Annotated in this window: 14 protein-coding genes and 1 tRNA gene; 4 read left to right on the top strand and 11 right to left on the bottom strand. The window is 54.2% G+C overall.

Annotated features, from left to right (window positions below):
- Positions 1–180 precede the first annotated feature (180 nt).
- The 5 genes from IK012_RS13325 to IK012_RS13345 form a co-directional block, all read right to left on the bottom strand.
- Positions 181–6,930 (bottom strand): hypothetical protein, encoded by a 6,750-nt coding sequence (locus IK012_RS13325; protein ID WP_290955412.1) that lies wholly within the window; start codon positions 6,928–6,930, stop codon positions 181–183.
- Between the two features lie 9 nt (positions 6,931–6,939).
- Positions 6,940–8,304: a prepilin-type N-terminal cleavage/methylation domain-containing protein gene (locus IK012_RS13330; protein WP_290955414.1), complete on the bottom strand. Its 1,365-nt coding sequence runs from the start codon at positions 8,302–8,304 to the stop codon at positions 6,940–6,942.
- A 35-nt stretch (positions 8,305–8,339) separates the two neighbouring features.
- Complete coding sequence (locus tag IK012_RS13335) at positions 8,340–8,840, bottom strand: type II secretion system protein (protein ID WP_290955416.1); 501 nt, start codon at positions 8,838–8,840, stop codon at positions 8,340–8,342.
- An 8-nt stretch (positions 8,841–8,848) separates the two neighbouring features.
- Entirely contained in the window at positions 8,849–9,412 is a 564-nt protein-coding gene (locus tag IK012_RS13340; RefSeq protein WP_290955417.1) for a prepilin-type N-terminal cleavage/methylation domain-containing protein, read from the bottom strand.
- Positions 9,413–9,639: 227 nt separating this feature from the next.
- Positions 9,640–10,143 (bottom strand): hypothetical protein, encoded by a 504-nt coding sequence (locus tag IK012_RS13345; protein ID WP_173378417.1) that lies wholly within the window; start codon positions 10,141–10,143, stop codon positions 9,640–9,642.
- A 109-nt stretch (positions 10,144–10,252) separates the two neighbouring features.
- Here IK012_RS13345 and IK012_RS13350 point away from each other — a divergent pair.
- Positions 10,253–10,335, top strand: a tRNA-Leu gene (locus IK012_RS13350).
- 21 nt (positions 10,336–10,356) lie between these two features.
- Positions 10,357–10,782, top strand: coding sequence for a hypothetical protein (locus IK012_RS13355; protein ID WP_290955419.1), 426 nt, complete (start codon positions 10,357–10,359; stop codon positions 10,780–10,782).
- Here IK012_RS13355 and IK012_RS13360 read toward each other — a convergent pair.
- Genes IK012_RS13360 through IK012_RS13385 form a run of 6 tightly spaced genes read right to left on the bottom strand, consistent with a single transcriptional unit; the run spans position 10,779 to position 16,292 of the window.
- On the bottom strand, positions 10,779–10,904 hold the full coding sequence (locus IK012_RS13360; protein ID WP_290955421.1) for a hypothetical protein: 126 nt from the start codon (positions 10,902–10,904) through the stop codon (positions 10,779–10,781). The two genes, IK012_RS13355 and IK012_RS13360, sit on opposite strands and share 4 nt — an antisense overlap.
- Positions 10,892–11,413 carry a hypothetical protein gene (locus IK012_RS13365; protein WP_290955423.1) on the bottom strand — a complete coding sequence of 174 codons (522 nt, stop codon included), beginning with the start codon at positions 11,411–11,413 and terminating at the stop codon, positions 10,892–10,894. Before IK012_RS13365 ends, IK012_RS13360 begins: the two co-directional genes overlap by 13 nt.
- Positions 11,414–11,419: 6 nt before the next feature.
- On the bottom strand, positions 11,420–13,117 hold the full coding sequence (gene recJ / locus IK012_RS13370; RefSeq protein WP_290955425.1) for a single-stranded-DNA-specific exonuclease RecJ: 1,698 nt from the start codon (positions 13,115–13,117) through the stop codon (positions 11,420–11,422).
- Complete coding sequence (locus IK012_RS13375) at positions 13,117–14,241, bottom strand: DNA polymerase III subunit delta' (protein ID WP_290955427.1); 1,125 nt, start codon at positions 14,239–14,241, stop codon at positions 13,117–13,119. The genes recJ and IK012_RS13375 overlap by 1 nt, the downstream gene beginning before the upstream one ends.
- Positions 14,238–15,482 carry a peptidoglycan DD-metalloendopeptidase family protein gene (locus IK012_RS13380; protein ID WP_290955429.1) on the bottom strand — a complete coding sequence of 415 codons (1,245 nt, stop codon included), beginning with the start codon at positions 15,480–15,482 and terminating at the stop codon, positions 14,238–14,240. The genes IK012_RS13375 and IK012_RS13380 overlap by 4 nt, the downstream gene beginning before the upstream one ends.
- Before the next feature lie 3 nt (positions 15,483–15,485).
- Positions 15,486–16,292, bottom strand: coding sequence for an ABC transporter permease (locus IK012_RS13385; RefSeq protein WP_290955430.1), 807 nt, complete (start codon positions 16,290–16,292; stop codon positions 15,486–15,488).
- 125 nt (positions 16,293–16,417) lie between these two features.
- Between IK012_RS13385 and IK012_RS13390 the strand changes: the two genes are divergently transcribed.
- Complete coding sequence (locus IK012_RS13390) at positions 16,418–17,437, top strand: YbbR-like domain-containing protein (RefSeq protein WP_173344408.1); 1,020 nt, start codon at positions 16,418–16,420, stop codon at positions 17,435–17,437.
- Positions 17,434–18,441 (top strand): tRNA (adenosine(37)-N6)-threonylcarbamoyltransferase complex transferase subunit TsaD, encoded by a 1,008-nt coding sequence (gene tsaD, locus IK012_RS13395; protein WP_290955433.1) that lies wholly within the window; start codon positions 17,434–17,436, stop codon positions 18,439–18,441. The genes IK012_RS13390 and tsaD overlap by 4 nt, the downstream gene beginning before the upstream one ends.
- The last annotated feature ends 44 nt before the right edge of the window (positions 18,442–18,485 follow it).

The raw sequence follows: 18,485 nt of genomic DNA on the forward strand, positions 1-18,485 counted from the left end.
ATTCATTTTAAATCCTTTGAAATTGTTGTGATGCAGTTGGCAGACCGCATTTCAATAATAGTCAAAGGATTTTTTTCATGACCGCCAGAAGGCTTTTACGGAACTACCGGCGTAGCCGGTAGTTTTCTTATACACAAAAAAAGCTCCCCGAAGGGAGCTTTTAAAATTTTCGTTTATCAATTAATCTTGATAACCTCCAAATGCGCAATTCAATGTTTGCGCACCAGTGGTCGAATTCACGCACACATTACTGACGAACGTCGTTTTGGTGTTTGTGTAGGTGATAGGGACATTCAATTTTGCTTCTACGGAGTAATCACCACTCGTTTCCTTAGAATTGTACGTGATAACAATTCCTTGCGTGCTGCCACAACGAAGCAAAAGTTTCGGCAAATAATGTTGGTTGTTCCAAGTTCCCGTCAAGGAGAGGCACGAACCAACGGCGACATCCTTTGCCTGTGGGAAGTCTTGTCCATTGGCAATTTCAAACTCCACAGTGGTTGACGTACTAGAAGTACTACTGCTACTTGCAGCAGCCACATCCACGTTCCATTCGCACTTGAACGGTCCAGCAGTCTTTCCATTGTTTTGCAGTTTAACCTCGTAGGTATACTTCAGCGATCCCGAACTACTCGGAGTTACCGTTAAATCCGAATTGAACCTGCTTGCACCGTTGTAGCAATCGCCTCCCGACACGTTATTTCCCGTCAATTTACAATCTGTCGGATCCCCTACAGCATCGCTTGCCTTGGAGGCCTTCACCGTAAAGTTTCCACCCAGCGTAATATCATCCGGATCACTGGAGCAAACAATCGGGTTGTTCACAACCAGCGTACCACGGCACATTTCCTGCGATCCAATCTTTACAGAATACGTGTACGTACCAGGAGCCTGCGTGAGGTACGCATCATCCATCGACGGACAATCATTTTTCGAACAATTCTTGGAACTAATTCGTTCGTTTCCGACATAAAGGACCCTTTCCAGAGTCTCGTTATTGCCCAACGTGCTTTCTCCCGAAGTCGTAATTCCCCAGGAAGTCCGCTTGACAGGGTACGTTTCAACTTGGTTGGGACATGTCACCGTAATCATTCCCGGAACCGCAGAAGAACTGCTCGAAGTCACCGCAGAAGAAATCGGACCCGCGGAAGACGAAGACTGCACCGTACCGGAACTCGTACCAGCCGTCACCGTGAATTCCTTATAGCATTCGGTAAATTTCGCCGTAGCACCGGCATCATTCTTGAAATAAATCCTGTGGCTGCTATTGACAGCGAAGGAATTCGCACCCGTGTTAAAGGCATTACGCTTATTAAGCGGAATACTTGTAAACCCGGTCGTAGTTCCCGTTCCCTTATAGACTTCTTCCGAACCATCCAGAGAAATGACCCACTTGCAGTTGCCGCCAGCACAATCACTCAGCTTGTACTGGAAATCAGGCAAGCCGGTACCCGGCTGAACCACGACAGAACTGGCTCCGCCACCCCATCGGCATTCAGCCGTAATCGGGCGAATCGTCAGTTCCGGAGTCGTGCACGGAGAATTTTCTATCGGCTGGCCATCAGTCCCGAGAGCTTCAACAGTAAAGACATACGCCTTTTCCGTTCCAAGGCCACCCTCATACGGATTATACGGTTCCGTATTGAATGCAATTCTTCCCATAGGATCAGGCACGCGACATCCGCCACCAGGCAAAAGTCCTCCCATCACACCAGTATTCTCGCATTCATATTCCAACTCCAGGCCCGAAACTGACGAGCCATTTTCCTTCGCGGTAATCTTATACGACTTCACGCCTTCGTGATGCTTCACGACAACATTCACCTTGAACTTGCCACCCACATATTCGGCCTCCTTGCACTGGATACTCGTAACGTTGTCGCAAGCGCTCTTAACTTCCTTGATGGTCACATTGGAACCGCCATGATTCCTTATAATGACCGCTGTTACCTTTTCAGGGTCGAATCCGGTACTGGTCGCAAGTTCTTCCACATTGATCAAGGCCGCATGTTGCGCCCTAGTCACCGCAGAACCGCTGAACTTAGGCGACGTATTGTAATATCCCGTCTCGCTACGGAGATAGACTTCCAGTTCTTCGCCATTCGGGTTGTCCATCGAAATATTGATGGATGCCGACCTGAGATTGGCAACCTGGTTTGCTTCCAGGGCAAAGATTTCGTCAGACGAAATCGAGCCAGTGCTGTACGGAGGAAGAGTCCTTCCGCCGAGATCGTCGCTAAAGAACAAGTAGTTGTTCCTACAGACATTTATCTCGCCGACCCAGAACTGGCCGCAAAGAGCCTCTTCGGCACGCAAGAGATCCAAATCCGTCGTTGACAAGAATGTACCGAAGCACTGCTGTATCTTTACCTTGGCCATCTTGGTTTCGACACCGTTTTCTATCGTTCCGTGGACGCCACCATCCTTGAACTTATAATCCGGCATGCACTTCTTATATTCCGACGTTCCAGGAACATTGCATGCATCGTCTCCGTTGTAATAGTAGTCGGGAGTACAGCCCTTCTCGTCGAACCAGCTGGAAAGTCCAATCCACGGTTTAGCCTTCTGGTTCTGCGGCACGATACCGCCCAGATATGCGGCACTGAAGGAACACTTGATTGTCGGATACGTGTCCCAGCATTCCGCATTGTAAGATTCACTCTTCCACCCGACATCGTACAACTTGAAATCAGGATCGGCAAGGCTGAATCCAACATATTCGTACTCGGGGCCCGTAAGGGCAGCATATCCTTCGATATCAGAAAGGATTATCGTCGCCTTAGCTGTCGCATATCCGCCAAGCTGGCCTTTCACGACCGTAACAAGCAGGACCTCTTTCGTTCCATCTTTCTTCAACTCTGCGCTCAAGGTGAAGATATCCGTGTTAGAGATTGTACCCATCGCCTGTCCACCCATCATCGGTCCGCCCATTCCCGGTCCCTGCCGCGTGTTGAGCAATGTCTCCGTAGTGCAGACATCCCCGATGCACACCTTCGCCGCCAATTTTCCGTCCTTATTCGCATAGACGTTCAGCATTATATATGACGACGCATCGTTGTTCGAATGCAGCAAGAACCCGGACTTGTCCACATTGGCAGAAGCGTCATTGTCTCCGCGTCCCTGTTGCGGAAGCTGGAACTGCGCACGCAACGTGCCAAAGTGACCGGCCTGAACCGTACTCAAGGCCCGCAGAGCCGCAAAATCAGACTGTTTCTTATTTCGGTTATATTCGCGATCCAGCCAGATCTTTCCATCTTGGTACTGAAGCTTGTTTCTCAAGGCTTCGTCACCCAAAACGATCCACTTTGCCTCATTCGTATTGGCGGCATTGCCGACACGGCAATCGTCGGTATTCTGGCAGTAATCGAAGCAGTATTTCCAATCTTCGCCATAGCCTGTGCATTCCCTAGAAGTCAGGAATTCATCGAAGAAGCAATGTTTGTCGTTCTGGCCGAACCACGCGACAATTTCATTATCGCCGTTCACCTTTTCGATAGAGAAGGTATTTCCCGTGACCGCTTCCGCCGTTCCACAATTTACGCTGGTCGTAGGATCACACTTCCAGTACGAGAAGTCCGCCCTGTCGCCGGTACTGACTGTCAAATGGATATCGTCGCCCGTAAACAGTTCATAGTCACATCCGGCATCAGAATACAAGCAACCTTGGTCCGTAGAGAACCTTGACGATGCAACATAGATTGTCTTTCCAAGAAGATTGTCGCCTGCGAACTTCACACGCACATGGACCTTCTGGGCCTTCAGTTGCGCATACAGCGGAGCTTCGCCACCCGACGTCAAATCCGTCTTGGACAAAAAGTTCTTGTCTTCGGGAGGAATGACAGCCTCGCAGCCTACCGGCACCCCGGCCGCAAGCACGTTCAACTTCAAATCACTCGAGATTCCGCAATCCCAGGATTCATTGATATCGTAAGCGGTGCAGTTGTTCGTTATGGGGCTGTTGAATCCCACTGCAGCCACCCAAGACCTATCGTCTTCGACTTCGCAATCGGGCCAACTCGCCTGCATCATCTTGTAATACGTTCCATCCGTTTCGCATTCCTCGGTGCCCGAGCCCGGACCGCCACAATACTGCATCAAACCTTGACGGTTCACCCTGAACGAGCTCGACATCGTGAACTGTTCCTGGTTTGTCGTACCAATAGTACAGCCGGTGCATTCCAGCATCTGGAAAACCGCCGAGCCATTTTGAGCATCATCCGTCGTCACCCGGAACAACTGCTTCAGAGAACCGCAATCCGTCTCGTTGGCATAAAGTTTGAACGTACACGACGGGGAGTCGTTATCACAGGTTCCTTCATACGTTGCCACCGGAGTTATTATCCAGTTTGCCGGCATGTCGGTCGGTTTTGATATCTTGACCTTGAATTCTTCACCCGAGCCCACCTTGCACTTCACTCTCGCATAATCCGTAGAGTTCGCCCCAATCTCCTTAAATTGAGTTTCGAAATTCACTTCCGGCTTTGAACCCAATTGTTCGCCAGTCACATATATGAAGAACGGGACATTCTCGCCATCGTCGAAGTAATTACATTCATGCAGTCCCAAAGGCAACTTCGAAGCCGTAGCCGGGTTTGCACGATCATAGAGAAGGGTCGTCTTGGGAATGCTGGTGCAGCCGCCCACCTTTGCCACATTCTTCGTCTTGGTGGAGCCATTCAAGTTGACCAGGTTTATGTAATCTTCCAACTTGCCATAGGGGTCGACAGGCAAGAAGATAATTCTCGGCAAAATAATGAACGACGGTTCCAATTCAGCCTCGTCAGCCGCACTCGGAAGTGGTTCGTTATTTTCGTACATGGATTCCAACGTAATTTTCAGCTGCGGAGCCGAAGCGATGAAATAATCATCTTGGCCGCCAGCCGATGCGACACCATGGCTCGTTGCAATGGAACCATCCGAAACAAGACTCGTGAATTCCGGATTCTCAGTAACAAATCCAGCAGTGACCAAAGCCCTAAGAACGTCTTCCTTAAAGTCCAGCCTGTTTCCGCCCTGGAACTTTTTCATTTTCTTGCCTTCGGCCAAGAAAACCGTTCCCTGGATATTGAAATCATTCAATTCATTGATATCGTCATCGGAATAGATGAAGTAATTATAGACCCAGTCCGGATTCTCCACATGGCGTCCCTTCAATTGGGCGTTGCCGTCGGTACCATGCTCCAGATAGAACATGACCACAGCATCGGGCTCCGTCGCCGGCAAATAAGTATTTCCAACAGGAGTCGACGCATATATGACAAATTTTCCGTCCAACTTCGTCGTCTTGGGCTCATCATTCTGGTTGTACTGCCATTCTATCGGCAAGAAGCCGTTGTACAGTTTTCCATCATCTTTTGCCATAGCATAGCAGCTATTCAGCTTTTGAATGGTCTCGTCATTCATCAGCCAATTCTTGGACATACCGCAATACGTATTGTTCTTTTTGGCCTCGGTTTTCCATGCCGTCTCGTTTCTCAAAAGGAGTTCCTGCGGAATAGTTCCATCGCTCCTGATTATTTTCCCGTAATTATTCATTCTGGAAATACGCTGCCAGTATTTGTCGCTCACGTTTTTCAGAACATTGTCAGTCTTGGACCATTCATGGATGCGGTCGGCCTTAATGCGGCCAGCATCTTCAGGAGAATGGAAAGAAAAATACCTGTCTGCACTGTTTCCAACATTAACATTTGATCCCGCAGGCTTATGACATTGCGAGAAGAACCCTTCGCAATACCCACTAGGACAGCGCGCAGTTTTTTGACAACTCAAATCATGATTAGCATTGTCACAAGCATTCTGGCAGTACTTAATATCATTCGGGAACGAATCGTAAAGGTAAATTTCACTTCCGAGATTGATTTTCCTTTTTCCCTTTTCATTTTGACCAGAAATATTTGACAAATACGACTTTTTGCCAACACCCGTTCCATAGTCGCCACCCGTTCCATACGAGTTCTCGCTAACATCATTATTACCAGACCAATTGAATACGGCATCCCTCTTGAAGACCAGGTTCTTCCCAACCGTGAATTTCTTTGTACCCGGGTTGTCTCTTACAATCGCGCCACCAACCGTCAAATTACCGCTAACTTCGATAGCGCACTTTCCCAAAATTTTTCCGTCGACAAGCAAGTCTCCGTGCACCTTCAAAGACTGGTTGTCCGCGCAAGAGATGTCACCCCCAATATAAACGACAGCCGTATCAACTCCGGCCAAGCCGAATTCGTACCCGCCATTTTCAGATTTAATATCGCCCTTTACGTACAAATCACCATAAGCATGCAATGTTCCGCCAAAGGCCGCATTACCAGACACGACAAAATCCTTCGTCAATGTCGGCGTGTTGTTCTGATCCTTAAAGTCACCATGAATAATACCCGACTGCAAGGTATCCGTATTCGTCAAACCAGTCGTAGCACCGGCAAAAGCCTGATTGAAGTTCAGCGTGCCCGATTCTTCGGGTATCTGCACCCGGTAAAGGCCATCCACATTGAAAATCGCTATCTCATTATGAACCGCATTCCCGCTCGCCTTTCCGGAAGAAAGTATTTTCAACTTGAAGTTGTGAGCTGCTCCCGTATTCACGCCGGCAAGCCATACATCGTAACGCTGGTTCGCCCTTGCCCACGGAGCGAGCCTGTCATTCAGCTTAATCTTTTTCCCGGTATCCTTATACTGCTTAACCAGGGCGCCCACATCGTTCGCATTGAACGTCATCCATGCGCGCACATTCTCGATACCGGCCATGGAACTCTGGTACGCCTCCTGCTTCTGCAGGCGCGAGCCCGAAGAACGGCCTTCGGAAGTCAGCCACTTGTACGTGGCGGTCGCGGCGATAGTCGCCACCAGCATGAAAATGAGGACAGTAACAAGCGACACACCCTTTTTCAGATGCAGGCCGTTATTCCCATATCGCATTTCTGATTTCATAATTTCCTCCTAATCTTTCCGGCCATTGCTCGGAATAGGAACAACAAGGGAGTCAGTACCTTCTTCCCCGTTGCGCTTAACACCAAAGACAAGCAGCAATGCTTTTGCGTTTGCCCTGTCCTTGAGATTCAATGTGTCTGCAGGATAATCAAACTTGTAGTTCGCCGATTCCACCTTCTTCAGGCGCAATTCCGAAATCGTCACCTTTCCATTTACCGCCAAGGGCGAGTAACTCACAAAGGTAAAAGCGATGCACAGTCTCGTCAGCTTTTTGGGGACGCTGAAGCGCACCAATCTCACGCCCGAGGCGCTTTCATCCGTAGGAGGATAGAAGAAGAAATCTTCCAGTTCTGCAGGCCTCGAACCGTCCTTGGTCGAACGGAAACCGACGGACATCTGGTCCCTGCCGGGAACGAACATTCTCATTTTTTCAAACGTACCCGCATCCGCCAGCGAGAACGAAAGTTCGTATTCCGTCCTGGTTTCAAGCGTAATTTCCTTGCACTGATTTCTCCAACCCGTTCCGGAAGGATCCGCATTCTCCGTCGCCACCACCTGATTCCGAAGCGTCCCGGAAGCATTCTCACTGTTGTTGGCTTTATCGTAATTCGTCGTGAAACCCGTGAGTTCCGCAATCTTGTAATCGTCCGCGGGGGTTATCGTGGTTGCCATGTAGTCCGCTTCGCCGATACGCGACACCAGGCGGAATTCCTCGGGGCAAACACCGCTCAAATCGCAGGGAGGGAATACCTGGGCCGGTTTACCCGTGGAAGACACTCCCGGCAAACCCGCTTTCACCTTGAACTTGGAAATGCCCGTCGCGATTTCTACAGCGCGGCCTCTCGCTTCGGCGGAGGATCCGCTCTTGCAGTCATCGGCATCTTCGGTTCCCGTAACCGTACGGCAGCTGCGCTTGAGCGTATCGCCCTGCACGAACCAGTTCACTTCTTCGACCGCCACGTAATGACCTTGATCGTCATAGCGAATACGGCGCATTTTCAGATCACTGAACCCATCCGTCATTTTCACATGGAACGACGAAAAGTCCTTCTTGTCGTCATCCATATTGGCCGGATCCATGTACACGCTGTCGTTTATCGAACTGAATACGTCACCACCGAAATCGCTACCCATTTCCATCGAGCTCTTCGCGCCGGTCTGCGCCGCGTCGGTCTTGAACAACGATGCGACATTCTCGGCCACCTCGGATGCCTTGAGCATGCTCTGGGTGCGCACGCGCATCTTTGTGGAATTGCTGAACGCCTGGCCCGCCACGATGACCACGATACCCACGATGGCGATATACACCAAAAGTTCGATGAGCGTGAAGCCCGCCTTGCGGAGTAATGCCTGGCTGTGACTGGCCTTTTTCATCTTTTCCTCTTCTGCCGTAAAAATTCCGCTTTCACCTACCGGATAACCGTAGACATGTTGATGGACTGCCTGGACCCCTTGAACTGCCAGGAAACTTGAACATTCACCTGCTTGGCGTACACATGGCTCACCGTCTCGAGGTTAGATCCATTTGTCGCAGTATATTCCGTCGTCGGCGATACGGTCACGGTTGGGGTATAGGCTATAGTCGTCTGGCCACCGCCGACCTTGCTGCCGCGTTCCCAGGAACGCTGGATCGGGTCCCACGTCCACACGTAGTTTCCGTTCTGGACATGCTCATCACCGGCAGCGGCGCTTGTCGGATCGGGAATGGAGGCTATCCCTATGCGGTTCAGGGAATCGATGACCTGCTGCGCCACCTCGATGGCGCCGTCTCTACCGCGTATACGCAAAAGCGCCTCGCGGTTACCCGTCTGCATATGGAGGATAGCCATATACAAAAGGCCCAGAACCACCGCGGAGACAAGCACCTCCGTGATTCCAAAACCTTTCTTGTTCTTCAGTTTCTTTTCCATAACACCACCTAAAATTCAAACCAGGAATCGGCCGCACCGCTATTGTAATTCAGTTTGTAATACATCGCGAACTTCGTCGGGGACTTGATGGATACGGCATACCTGTCGGAACTGGCATAACGCATCATGAGGCAGCCGTTGGGAATTGGAGAGACCCCGATTTTCGGGACCAAAGTCATCTGGCTCGACGGACTCGTCTTGGAACCTGGCTGGTCCGGGCAACTCTTGTCCGTCACGAAGGAATTCGGCGATTCAAGCTTCATTTCGGCAACGACAGCGCCCAGGTTGGTGCACGCCCCGTTGGATGCGTTCACGGCCAGGCACTTGTACAGCTTCAAGGTCTTCTTGTCGCTTTCCACCTTCACGCTCATCGTCGAGTTCAACCGCGTGGTTTCGTTCGCCGCGCGTTCCATGAATGCAGTCACGTTGATACCGGCGTCCTTGATGCGGCTGTTAGCCACGGCAGCCCTGAGGCTTGCCACCCCAATACCGGAGAGAATCCCCATGACGGCAACCACCACGAGGGCCTCGACCAACGTAAAACCGCTTTTTTTCGAACACACGTTCAACATACCTTGTCTCCTGCAAAACCGCAACTTATTGATATGCAACAAGTTAGCAATTTCCCAGTTTTTCTAAATACCACATAACACGCAAAAGGCGTCATTCGACGCCCCTGCTCTCTTCGAAAATATATATAAAATCATCGAAAGGGGTAAAATTTTATTTACCCGTGTGAGGAAATTCGCTTCAAACCGTCAATTTTGGCTTTTTTGAAGAAATTTCGGGGTTTTGGCCCCTATTTTTTGAGTTTTCCGAAGGTGGACTTGCCGTTGTAGCAGGCCACTGCGCCCTTCGAGCATTTCACGGGGTAGTCCGACTGCTCGTTCACGAAAACTTCCTTCGCGACCAGCTTCGCATCGGCGGTCGTGTCCTTGCGGTACGTGATGGTGTACTGGATATCGGAATCCCTAGTCCATACGACCACGTCGGCATCTATCCAGTAGCTGCCGCGGCCGCCCGAAAGATGGAACCCGTAGGGAATTTCCTTGATTTTGAAGATGGATTCGGGCGGTTCGAAGTCCAGATCCTTCCAGGTGGCGGCAAGGCCCTCGGAGCGCATCCAGAACCAGCCGGCAGGGTCGCCCCCGCTGGTAGCGTCTTCCATGGCCATGTTCACGCAGGTCACGTAGCTGTCGCGGACGGAAGCCAACTGCTCCTTGAAGTAATCATATGTATCGCCGGCGAATGCGGAGCCGGCAGAAAACAGGAATAGGGCTACTGCAATTGCAAAACGTTTCATGCCCACAATCTAGCAATTTGTCTTCACTCGGGGGTAGCGCCCTGCGCAAATAAGGCCCCGAGCCCTACCCCACATGCCGTTATTTTTTGTATATTTGGCGAGCACACCTGCCCGGGTGGTGGAATGGTAGACACTGGGGACTTAAAATCCCTTGGGGGCAACCTCGTGCGGGTTCAAGTCCCGCCCCGGGCATTACAACCAGTGGGGCAAACCATGATAGAATTTTACCCGAACAGCATCTACTACCCCCGCGAAGCGGTAGAGGAAAAGCTCGCAAAAGGCGAACTCGAAAGGACCGAGAAGCACCTCATGGGCTGGACGGAACGCCACCGTGGCGAAATCTGGGATTGTGCCCGCGACGATTCTGACAACCCGAGCGACGAAATTCTGCTCGACAACCTGCGCGCCCTGCTGCTGTGCAAGGGCAGCCTCCAGCCTGCCGCCGAAATGGGCGACATGATCAAGGAAATCACTAAGGAAGTGTGGTACAGGAACGAGGACACGACCGAAGCCCCGGACCTCGTCGCCGACGACTGGAGACGCAAGTACCTCACCAAGTGGCGCGAAGCCCGCATGTTCGAAGCGTTCGTGCTCATCGAGAAGCGCGCGCAGGACCTGCTGAAAATTCTGAAGGCCTAGTGGATGCCCTTGCCCCTGGCGGGGCTGCGGCATGACGACTGGATTGAACCGTTTACAGGTGGTTCCTGGATGAGCCGGAGGGCAATGCGGGTCTGCGGGCTGCGCGGGCCTATTTCACCCATTTTGATTTGAAGCGGACGGGAAGCCAGAGTTCCGTATATCCCGATTCGCTCTTCCGGTAGCGCCAATAGGCGTCGATATGGCGCCTCAGCGACTCGCCCAGGGATTCATCCTCGGCGTTGGTGAACTCCATCTCCTTGCAAGCGAAATTGCCGAGCGAATCTATCGCAAGGCGGAGCCCTACCACCACGTCGTCGGAAGGGCGGTACTTTTTAAAATAGGGCTGCGCTATCCAGTGGAGGCCGGCCGACCTGGCTTCAAAATAAGTGGCGAGTTTTTCGATGTCGCGTTCCGCGCTGTTCGACAGCACCAGGATGTCCTCGACCGCGGGCAGTTCGACCCGACCGTGAAACGGCTGCGGCTCTTCTTCGGGCTCGATTTCCTCGACCACGGGTTCTTCGGGAGGCGGTTGCGCTATCCGGCCAAAATCTCGGGAGCCCTCATAAATGATATAAGCCGCCGTGACGGCGACCGCGATAAAAGAAAAAAGATAGGGCAACAAGCTGCGCATGCAAATCTACTCGATAGACTTGATGCAGAGCTGCATGGTCTTCTTGTTGTTGAAATAATTCCACGTGGGTTCGAACACCACAGATGCCCTGCGGGTCTCCTTGAGGCGTTCCTTGCACTTGCCGAGCCCGAACGCGATCGCCGAGAACACGGGGCTACCCGCCTGCGAGATATCCATCTGGAGGTGCCCGCCGCGGAGTTCCTTGACCTTGTGGACGGTGACATCCTCGGCCCTGAACACGGGGTACGGGAAGTTGCCTCCGAAGGGTTCCATCTGGTCGAAATAGTCGAGCACGGTCTTGTATATGCGGGTGCGCGTGCCTTCGACCACGAGTTCGCGCAAGGCGACCACGATGTCGTAACCGCGGGCCTCGCACTGCGCAGGCATCTCGCCGGTATAGCCCTGCTCTCTTGCAGAGGCGTCCAGGCGCCTGCGGAGTTCGTCGATTTTTTCTGCGGGGAGCGAGAAGCCGGCGGCGTTCGCGTGCCCGCCCCAGCGGTCGAACAGGTCCCGGCTTTCGTAGAGCGCCCTGTGCCAGTTGAAGCCTGGCACGGCGCGTGCGCTAGCATGCGCCACGCCGTCCACTATGGAGAGGACGGCGGCAGGGCGCGAAAATTCCTGCGCGAGCTTTGCGGAAACAATCCCGATGACGCCCACATGCCATCCGTGCCCGTCCACCACGAGCACCTTCGGGATGTCGTCTCCATAAATTTCCTTGACCCGCTTCACCGCCATCTCGGTAATTTCCGCTTCTTTCTGCTTGCGCTTCGTATTCCAGTCCTTGAGTTCCGTAAGCAGTTTCGGGGCGCTGGAATTGTCCGGGCAGAGCAGCAGCTTGAGCGCGGGGTCTGGTTTTTCCATGCGGCCGGGCGCATTCAAGAGCGGTGCAAACTTGTACATCACGTCGATTCCGCCCACGCAGCTCCCGGGCTTCATGAGCGAGGCGTACAGCGCCTGGATTCCGGGCAGGCGGCTTTCTTGCAGGCACTTGAGGCCCCTCTTGGTGAACAACCTGTTCTCAGGAGTCATCTGCACGAGGTCGGCCAGCGTGCCGAGCGCCACCAGGTCGAGCATTTCGGCCGGAGAGGGCATCCCGAGACGTTCGTACAGCGCGCATATGAACTTATACGAAACGCCCACGCCGCAAAGTTCGGGATTGGAGTAGGAATCGCCTTCCTGATGCGGGTCCAGAAGAACGTCGCACGGAGGGAGCGCGTCGCCCGAAGGCTGGTGGTGGTCGATGACCATCACGTGCATTCCCAGTTCCTTCGCATGGGCAATCTCGTCGTTCGCGGTGATGCCCGTATCGACGGTCACCACGTAGCGAGCGCCCGATTCAAACATCTCGTCGACCGCGGAAATCGAAAGCCCGTAACCGTCGCCGAAGCGGTTCGGCAGGCGCCAGTCCGTCTCGATTCCGAGCTTCGCGAAACTCCGCGACAAAAGCGTCACCGAGGTCATCCCGTCCAGGTCGTAGTCACCGAAGATGAAAACCATCTCTTTCTTTTCGCGCACGTCGAGAATCCAGCGCACGGCATCTTCCATGCCCTTGATGCCCCACGGCGAAAGTTCCGCGTCGCCACCCTCGTTCATAATGCGGCTCGCGGCAACCACGTTGCACACGCCCCTGGAGACAAGGAACCTTGCCACCAGATGGGGAATCTTCAGTTCCCGCGCGAGAGTTGACGAGACGGTATCCAGCATTACTTGGAGCCCTCGAAAAGTTTTATCGCAAGCGACTGCAGGCACATCATGGGTGCCGTGCGGCGGCTCGCAATTCTCGACATGGTCTCCTGCACAGTCGCAAGAGCGATTTCAAGCGCGGTTGCATCGATGCGCGGAAAGGCGTCCATGTCCAGTTTCGCCATCGTGTCCGGAAGGCGGAGCGGTGCGCCCGACTCCCTGCGCATGATATCGGAAACGAGGAACGAGAGCACTTCCAAAAATCCGTTCGCCTCCGCCACCTCGTCGAGGCCGGCCTTCGCGAGCGCCTCGAAAAGTTCGCTGTAATCGTTCCGGAGGCTCTTCACGATAAAATCCGAAGCGAGCGCGCACAGTTCACGCGCATGCTCCACATAGTAGAGCGCCTTTCCCGGCGACCCGACCGCAAGCCCGATGACATCGCCGGTAACGCTTTCCTCGTCGGCGTCGGGCCCGAGCATGCGCAGGGTCTCCTCGCGCACTTCCGCATCGCTCAGGGGCAACAGGTGCAACGCGAGGCAACGCGAACGGATCGTCTGCAAGAGGCGGTCTCGGGAAGAAACAGTCAGTATGAAGTAGGTATCGGGCGGAACTTCCTCGAGCGTCTTCAAGAAGGCGTTCGCCGCGGAATCGTTCATGCGGTCGGCCTCGGCCACGATGACCACGCGGACGCGGTCGCCCTTCATGGCAAACGAACCCGTCATCGTGCGGATGAGGTTCACCGAAATCTCACCGCCCGCGCTGAAAATATCGATGCGGTACGGGTTCGCGACAATCTGCTCGATGTATTCCTGCTTGATATCCTGGATGGTGCGGGCAGTGCTGCCGGCAGAGACGCTGTCGGCGCTCCTCGTCTGCACTTCCTTCGCTTCCATCGGGAACACCCAGTTGTCGGTTACGCCCGGGTCCGAAGCCATCTTGCAGCCGAAGCAGTGCCCGCAGGGGCGCTCGTTGCCGTCGGTACACTGCAGGGCCTTCGCGATTTCCATGGCGAGAGCCTTCTTGCCAATGCCTGCGGGGCCGTCGATAAGGATGGCCTGCGGGAATCGGTTCTCGCGGAGCGCCGCCATCACGCGAATGCGCTGACGTTCCTGGGACGCGGGACCATTTAACCGATAATTAATCATTTGCTTTTCAACCACTGAAGCGGGTCCACCGTTTGGGTGCCCTCGCTAACTTGAAAGTACAATTTAATTCCATTTAAGCTCGCGATATCGCCCACCTCGCCAATTTCTTCGCAATTACGCACTTCTTTTCCTTCCTGGACGCGGATGGATCGCATGTGCCCGTATACGGAATACGTACCGCCCTCATGTTCGATAATCACAGAGGGCCCGCGGCCATCGATTTCGGCGACCATCGCGACCGTACCCGCGGCCGCAGCACGTATGGACTGCCCGCGCTTCCCGCGGATTTCCACGCCGAGGTTCCTCGTGGCGATATGCAGCACCGGATGTTCCTGCAGGCCGTAGTTGCTGATGACCTGGCCTTCGAGCGGCATGCATTTCGGTCCCTTCACGGTGCCCGCGATAGTCTTCTTCGGCTTCTCGACGACCTTCGGTTCTTTCTCTTTCTGCTTTTTCTTGCGGGCGGCTTCTGCCTTGCGTTTCTCTTCGGCCTTGCGCGCGGCCTCGAGTTCCTTCTTGCGCTTCTGCTCGAGTTTCTCGATGAGTTTCTGCATCACCTTCTGGTTGCGTTCGAATTCCTGGAGGGCGCGCTGCTGCATCGCCTTGTCGTGCTTGAGGTTCAAGAGCATTTTTTCCTGGTTGCCCACCTGGCTCACCAGTCCCTTTTCTTCGCGGGACTTCTTTTCGCGCAGACGGTTCAGTTCGGCAAGATGTTCTTCTTCGTTGCGCTTCTTCTCGTCGCGTTCCTGCATCATCGACGTGAGCGTTTCCACCAGTATGCGGTCTTCGTTGAGCACATGGTGCACCCAGTACGCCTGACGCTCCGGGTTCCCTTCGCGGGTAAGCAGCTGGTACAGCACCTCGGCATCGCTGTACCTTCCGTTCACGTAAAGCTTGCGCACCCTCTTCTTCATCGCTTCCTTGCGCACCTGGATTTTCTGGTCGAGCGAATCGATATCGCGCGAAAGCTGGTTCACCGCATTCTGCACGAGCGTCTCGTTTTTCGAAAGTTCGGTAATGTAGATGCGGGTCTGGTTCAGGTTCTGGTCCAAGAGCGAAAGCGTATTGAGCACGCCCTTCTCCTCGGTTTCCAGCAGGGCGAGTTCCTCGCGCTTTTTCGCGAGGTCGGATTCCAACTTCTTGAGCGCAGTCCGCTGCTCCTTGATTTGCGCGTCCGTTTTCTTGGGGGCGGCAAGCGAAACACCGACAAGCAGGCAAAGCAAGGCGACAATCAGGCGCATCGGCTAATCCCGTTCGTTCCGTTTTGCAAGCAAGAAATCCTGGACGGTGCGGTAACTGAAGTAGGCCGAAACGAGCGTCACCAGCAGCACGACCAGGCAAAGCAGGCTCCCGAGCCCGCCGACGTTCGCCGCGACCAGCGGGATTGCCTGAGCGACAGATTCCACGACAGCAAGGAGCAGCACGACGGCAAGGCCGCTCCCGACAAGCCCCTGCATCATCCCCTCGAGCACGAAGGGGAACTCGATAAAGAACGGGCTTCCGCCGGCATACTTCATGTTTTCGACAAGGAGCCTGCGCGACAACAGCGAAAGCCGCACCGAATTGCAAATGATAAGCGAAAGCGTCACCAGCAGAAGCAGGCTCAGGCACACGGGCCAGAACACCATCTTGAACTTCCATTCCGACACGCGGGTAGCCCAATCCACGGGCGCCTGCACCTCGTCGAAATAGCCCTCGCGCGATATGGCGGCGACAGTCTCCTCGAGGTCGGCCGGATTGCGGCTTTCCTTCACGAGAGTCATGCGAAAAAACGGAGGGATGGGGTTATCGTCCACAAGGTCGAGCATCTCGCCGGGGAAATGCCTGCGGAAATCGGCCAGGGCGGAATCGGCGCTCACGAACTCGACCGATTCGATACCCCTGAAATGCTCCATGCGCGACTTGATTACGGCGACAGAATCCTCGCCCACATTTTCGGGCAAGAACGCCTCGATGGTATAGAGCGTCCCTTCCGCAGAAAGCACGCGGAATACGGCCCCGAGCACGGTCAGCGACGACGCCAGAAGGAGCGAACATAGGAAAATCGTCAAAAGCGAGGGCAGAATAACCGTGCGGTGCTGTCTCCACCCACGAAAAGATTCCGATATTAGATACCTAAGTTGTCCGAACACGACCTGAATATAACTAAATTTTAGGAGGTCACATTAGGGCGCCTATGAAACATATCGCATTAAAGATTACGGCATTCATCTTCGGGATTGCACTCTGGCTCTACGTCGTCTCGCTCAACACTTTCAAGGTGGAAATCGACGTTCCCGTTCGCCTCGTGAGGCTTCCCGAAATGTTGGCCATCGCGTCCAAGCCGCCGCGCTCCATGAACGTGACCCTCGAAGGCGAACCTTTCGACCTCATGCGACTCCGCTCCAGAATCAAGGGCGGCGACACGACCACCGCAGCTATCATCATCGATTTGCAAGATGCCGAACTCGGCGCCACACGCAAGCTCATCGGCGCGCAGAACTTCTCGGCGCCCGGATTCCCGAACATCAAGTTCATAGAACCCGACAACCAGCGCCTGTTCGTAGACCTCGACCTGGACACCCGAATCGAAAGGAACGTGCCCATACATTCCATGGTCACCTTCGACGCTGCTACCGGCTACCTGCAGACGGATTTCCCGAAACTCGAGCCCGACTTCATCACCGTTTCCGGCGCAAGGAACGTCATCACGCGCATCATCGAAATCCCGACGGACACGCTCGTGTTCGATTCCCTCAAGAACGACGCCAAGTTCACCGTCCCGCTCGATTTCAGCCAATTCCCGGCGCACGTATCGCCCGCGGATTCCGTCATCAACATCTCGGTAAAGGTCCAGAAGATTGCGAAAAAGTCCTTCCCCGACATCCCAGTGCAGCTTATCGGCATGTTCGACAAGAAGACCTTCGAACTGAAACCGAACAAAGTATCAGTCGAGATTACCGGTGGCGACCGCACGCTCGATTCTATCAGCAAAGGAAACCTCGAACTCTTCGTGGAATTCAACCGTTTCCAGATCGAAGACGTGGACAGCCTCGCCCCCACCGTCAAGCTTACCCTGCGTGCGAACGTGAACCGCGAAAAATCCATCAAGGCGATTCAGCTCTCGCCCGACAAGGTATCCCTTTACGAGAACAAAATAATCGTGCCGACGGTCGTCGACTCGCTTGACGAAGACGTCGAGGAGAAGCTGCCATGATCTGGCTCGGAATAGAATCGAGCTGCGACGAAACCGCATGCGCCGTACTGCAAGACGAACCGCTCAAGGTCATTTCGAACCCGCTATACAGCCAGATTGACGAACACGCCCTGTACGGTGGCGTCGTGCCCGAAATCGCCGCACGCGCCCACCTGCAAAAGATTGCCCCCATCGCTGAGGCTGCCGTGAAGGAAGCAGGAATCGACCTCAAGGATATCGACGCGATTGCCTACACGACGGGCCCGGGCCTCATGGGACCGCTCCTCGTCGGAGCAAGCTTTGCACGGGGCCTCGCCCGCGACCTGCAGGTTCCCGCCTACGGAATCAACCACCTCGAAGGCCACCTCGCCGCCGCATGGCTCAGCAACCCCGACATCGAGCCCCCGTTCCTCACGCTCACCGTCTCTGGCGGGCACACGGAACTCGTCATGGAGGAACCCGGCTTCAAGTACACGAGCATCGGGCGCACCCGCGACGACGCCGCGGGCGAAGCATTCGACAAGTGCGGCAAACTGCTCGGGCTCAAGTACCCCGCGGGGGCGACCATCAGCAGGCTCGGCCAGGGCAAGAACCGCAAGTTCGTGGAATTCCCGAGGGCGCTCCATTCCCGCGAGAACTGCGAATTCTCGTTCAGCGGTTTGAAGACCGCAGTACTGCGCTACACCGAGACACACGACCCGGAATACATCCAGGAAAACCTCGGCGACATATGCGCCTCGCTCGAAGACGCCATTGTCGGGAGCCTCGTCGAAAAGACTATCAACGCGCTCAAGAAGACGCGCATGAAGACCCTCGTGATGGGCGGCGGCGTTAGCGCGAACGCCTGGCTCAGGACAAGGTTGCAAGACTACTGCAGCCGGCACGGCATCCGGTTCTGCGTCCCGGACAGGAGCCTCAGCACCGACAACGGCGCCATGATTGCGGCAGCCGCCATACGCCGTGCGCGGCAGGGCATGCTGAAATCCATCGATGTCGTGAAGCCCTGGATGCCTCTAGCCCCATAAAGTTCTAATTTAGTCGCAAAAAAGGGATTTTCCTCACAGACTTT

Source organism: Fibrobacter sp. (assembly GCF_017551775.1).
Lineage (GTDB): Bacteria > Fibrobacterota > Fibrobacteria > Fibrobacterales > Fibrobacteraceae > Fibrobacter.

Excerpts from the sequence above, each read along its gene's own strand:
- IK012_RS13390 (WP_173344408.1), top strand. The coding sequence starts at position 16,418 with ATGAAACATATCGCATTAAAGATTACGGCATTCATCTTCGGGATTGCA.
- IK012_RS13355 (WP_290955419.1), top strand. The coding sequence starts at position 10,357 with ATGATAGAATTTTACCCGAACAGCATCTACTACCCCCGCGAAGCGGTA.
- IK012_RS13380 (WP_290955429.1), bottom strand. The coding sequence starts at position 15,482 with ATGCGCCTGATTGTCGCCTTGCTTTGCCTGCTTGTCGGTGTTTCGCTT.
- IK012_RS13345 (WP_173378417.1), bottom strand. The coding sequence starts at position 10,143 with ATGAAACGTTTTGCAATTGCAGTAGCCCTATTCCTGTTTTCTGCCGGC.
- IK012_RS13325 (WP_290955412.1), bottom strand. The coding sequence starts at position 6,930 with ATGAAATCAGAAATGCGATATGGGAATAACGGCCTGCATCTGAAAAAG.
- IK012_RS13340 (WP_290955417.1), bottom strand. The coding sequence starts at position 9,412 with ATGTTGAACGTGTGTTCGAAAAAAAGCGGTTTTACGTTGGTCGAGGCC.
- recJ (WP_290955425.1), bottom strand. The coding sequence starts at position 13,117 with ATGCTGGATACCGTCTCGTCAACTCTCGCGCGGGAACTGAAGATTCCC.
- IK012_RS13360 (WP_290955421.1), bottom strand. The coding sequence starts at position 10,904 with ATGGGTGAAATAGGCCCGCGCAGCCCGCAGACCCGCATTGCCCTCCGG.
- IK012_RS13365 (WP_290955423.1), bottom strand. The coding sequence starts at position 11,413 with ATGCGCAGCTTGTTGCCCTATCTTTTTTCTTTTATCGCGGTCGCCGTC.
- IK012_RS13330 (WP_290955414.1), bottom strand. The coding sequence starts at position 8,304 with ATGAAAAAGGCCAGTCACAGCCAGGCATTACTCCGCAAGGCGGGCTTC.
- IK012_RS13335 (WP_290955416.1), bottom strand. The coding sequence starts at position 8,840 with ATGGAAAAGAAACTGAAGAACAAGAAAGGTTTTGGAATCACGGAGGTG.
- IK012_RS13375 (WP_290955427.1), bottom strand. The coding sequence starts at position 14,241 with ATGATTAATTATCGGTTAAATGGTCCCGCGTCCCAGGAACGTCAGCGC.
- tsaD (WP_290955433.1), top strand. The coding sequence starts at position 17,434 with ATGATCTGGCTCGGAATAGAATCGAGCTGCGACGAAACCGCATGCGCC.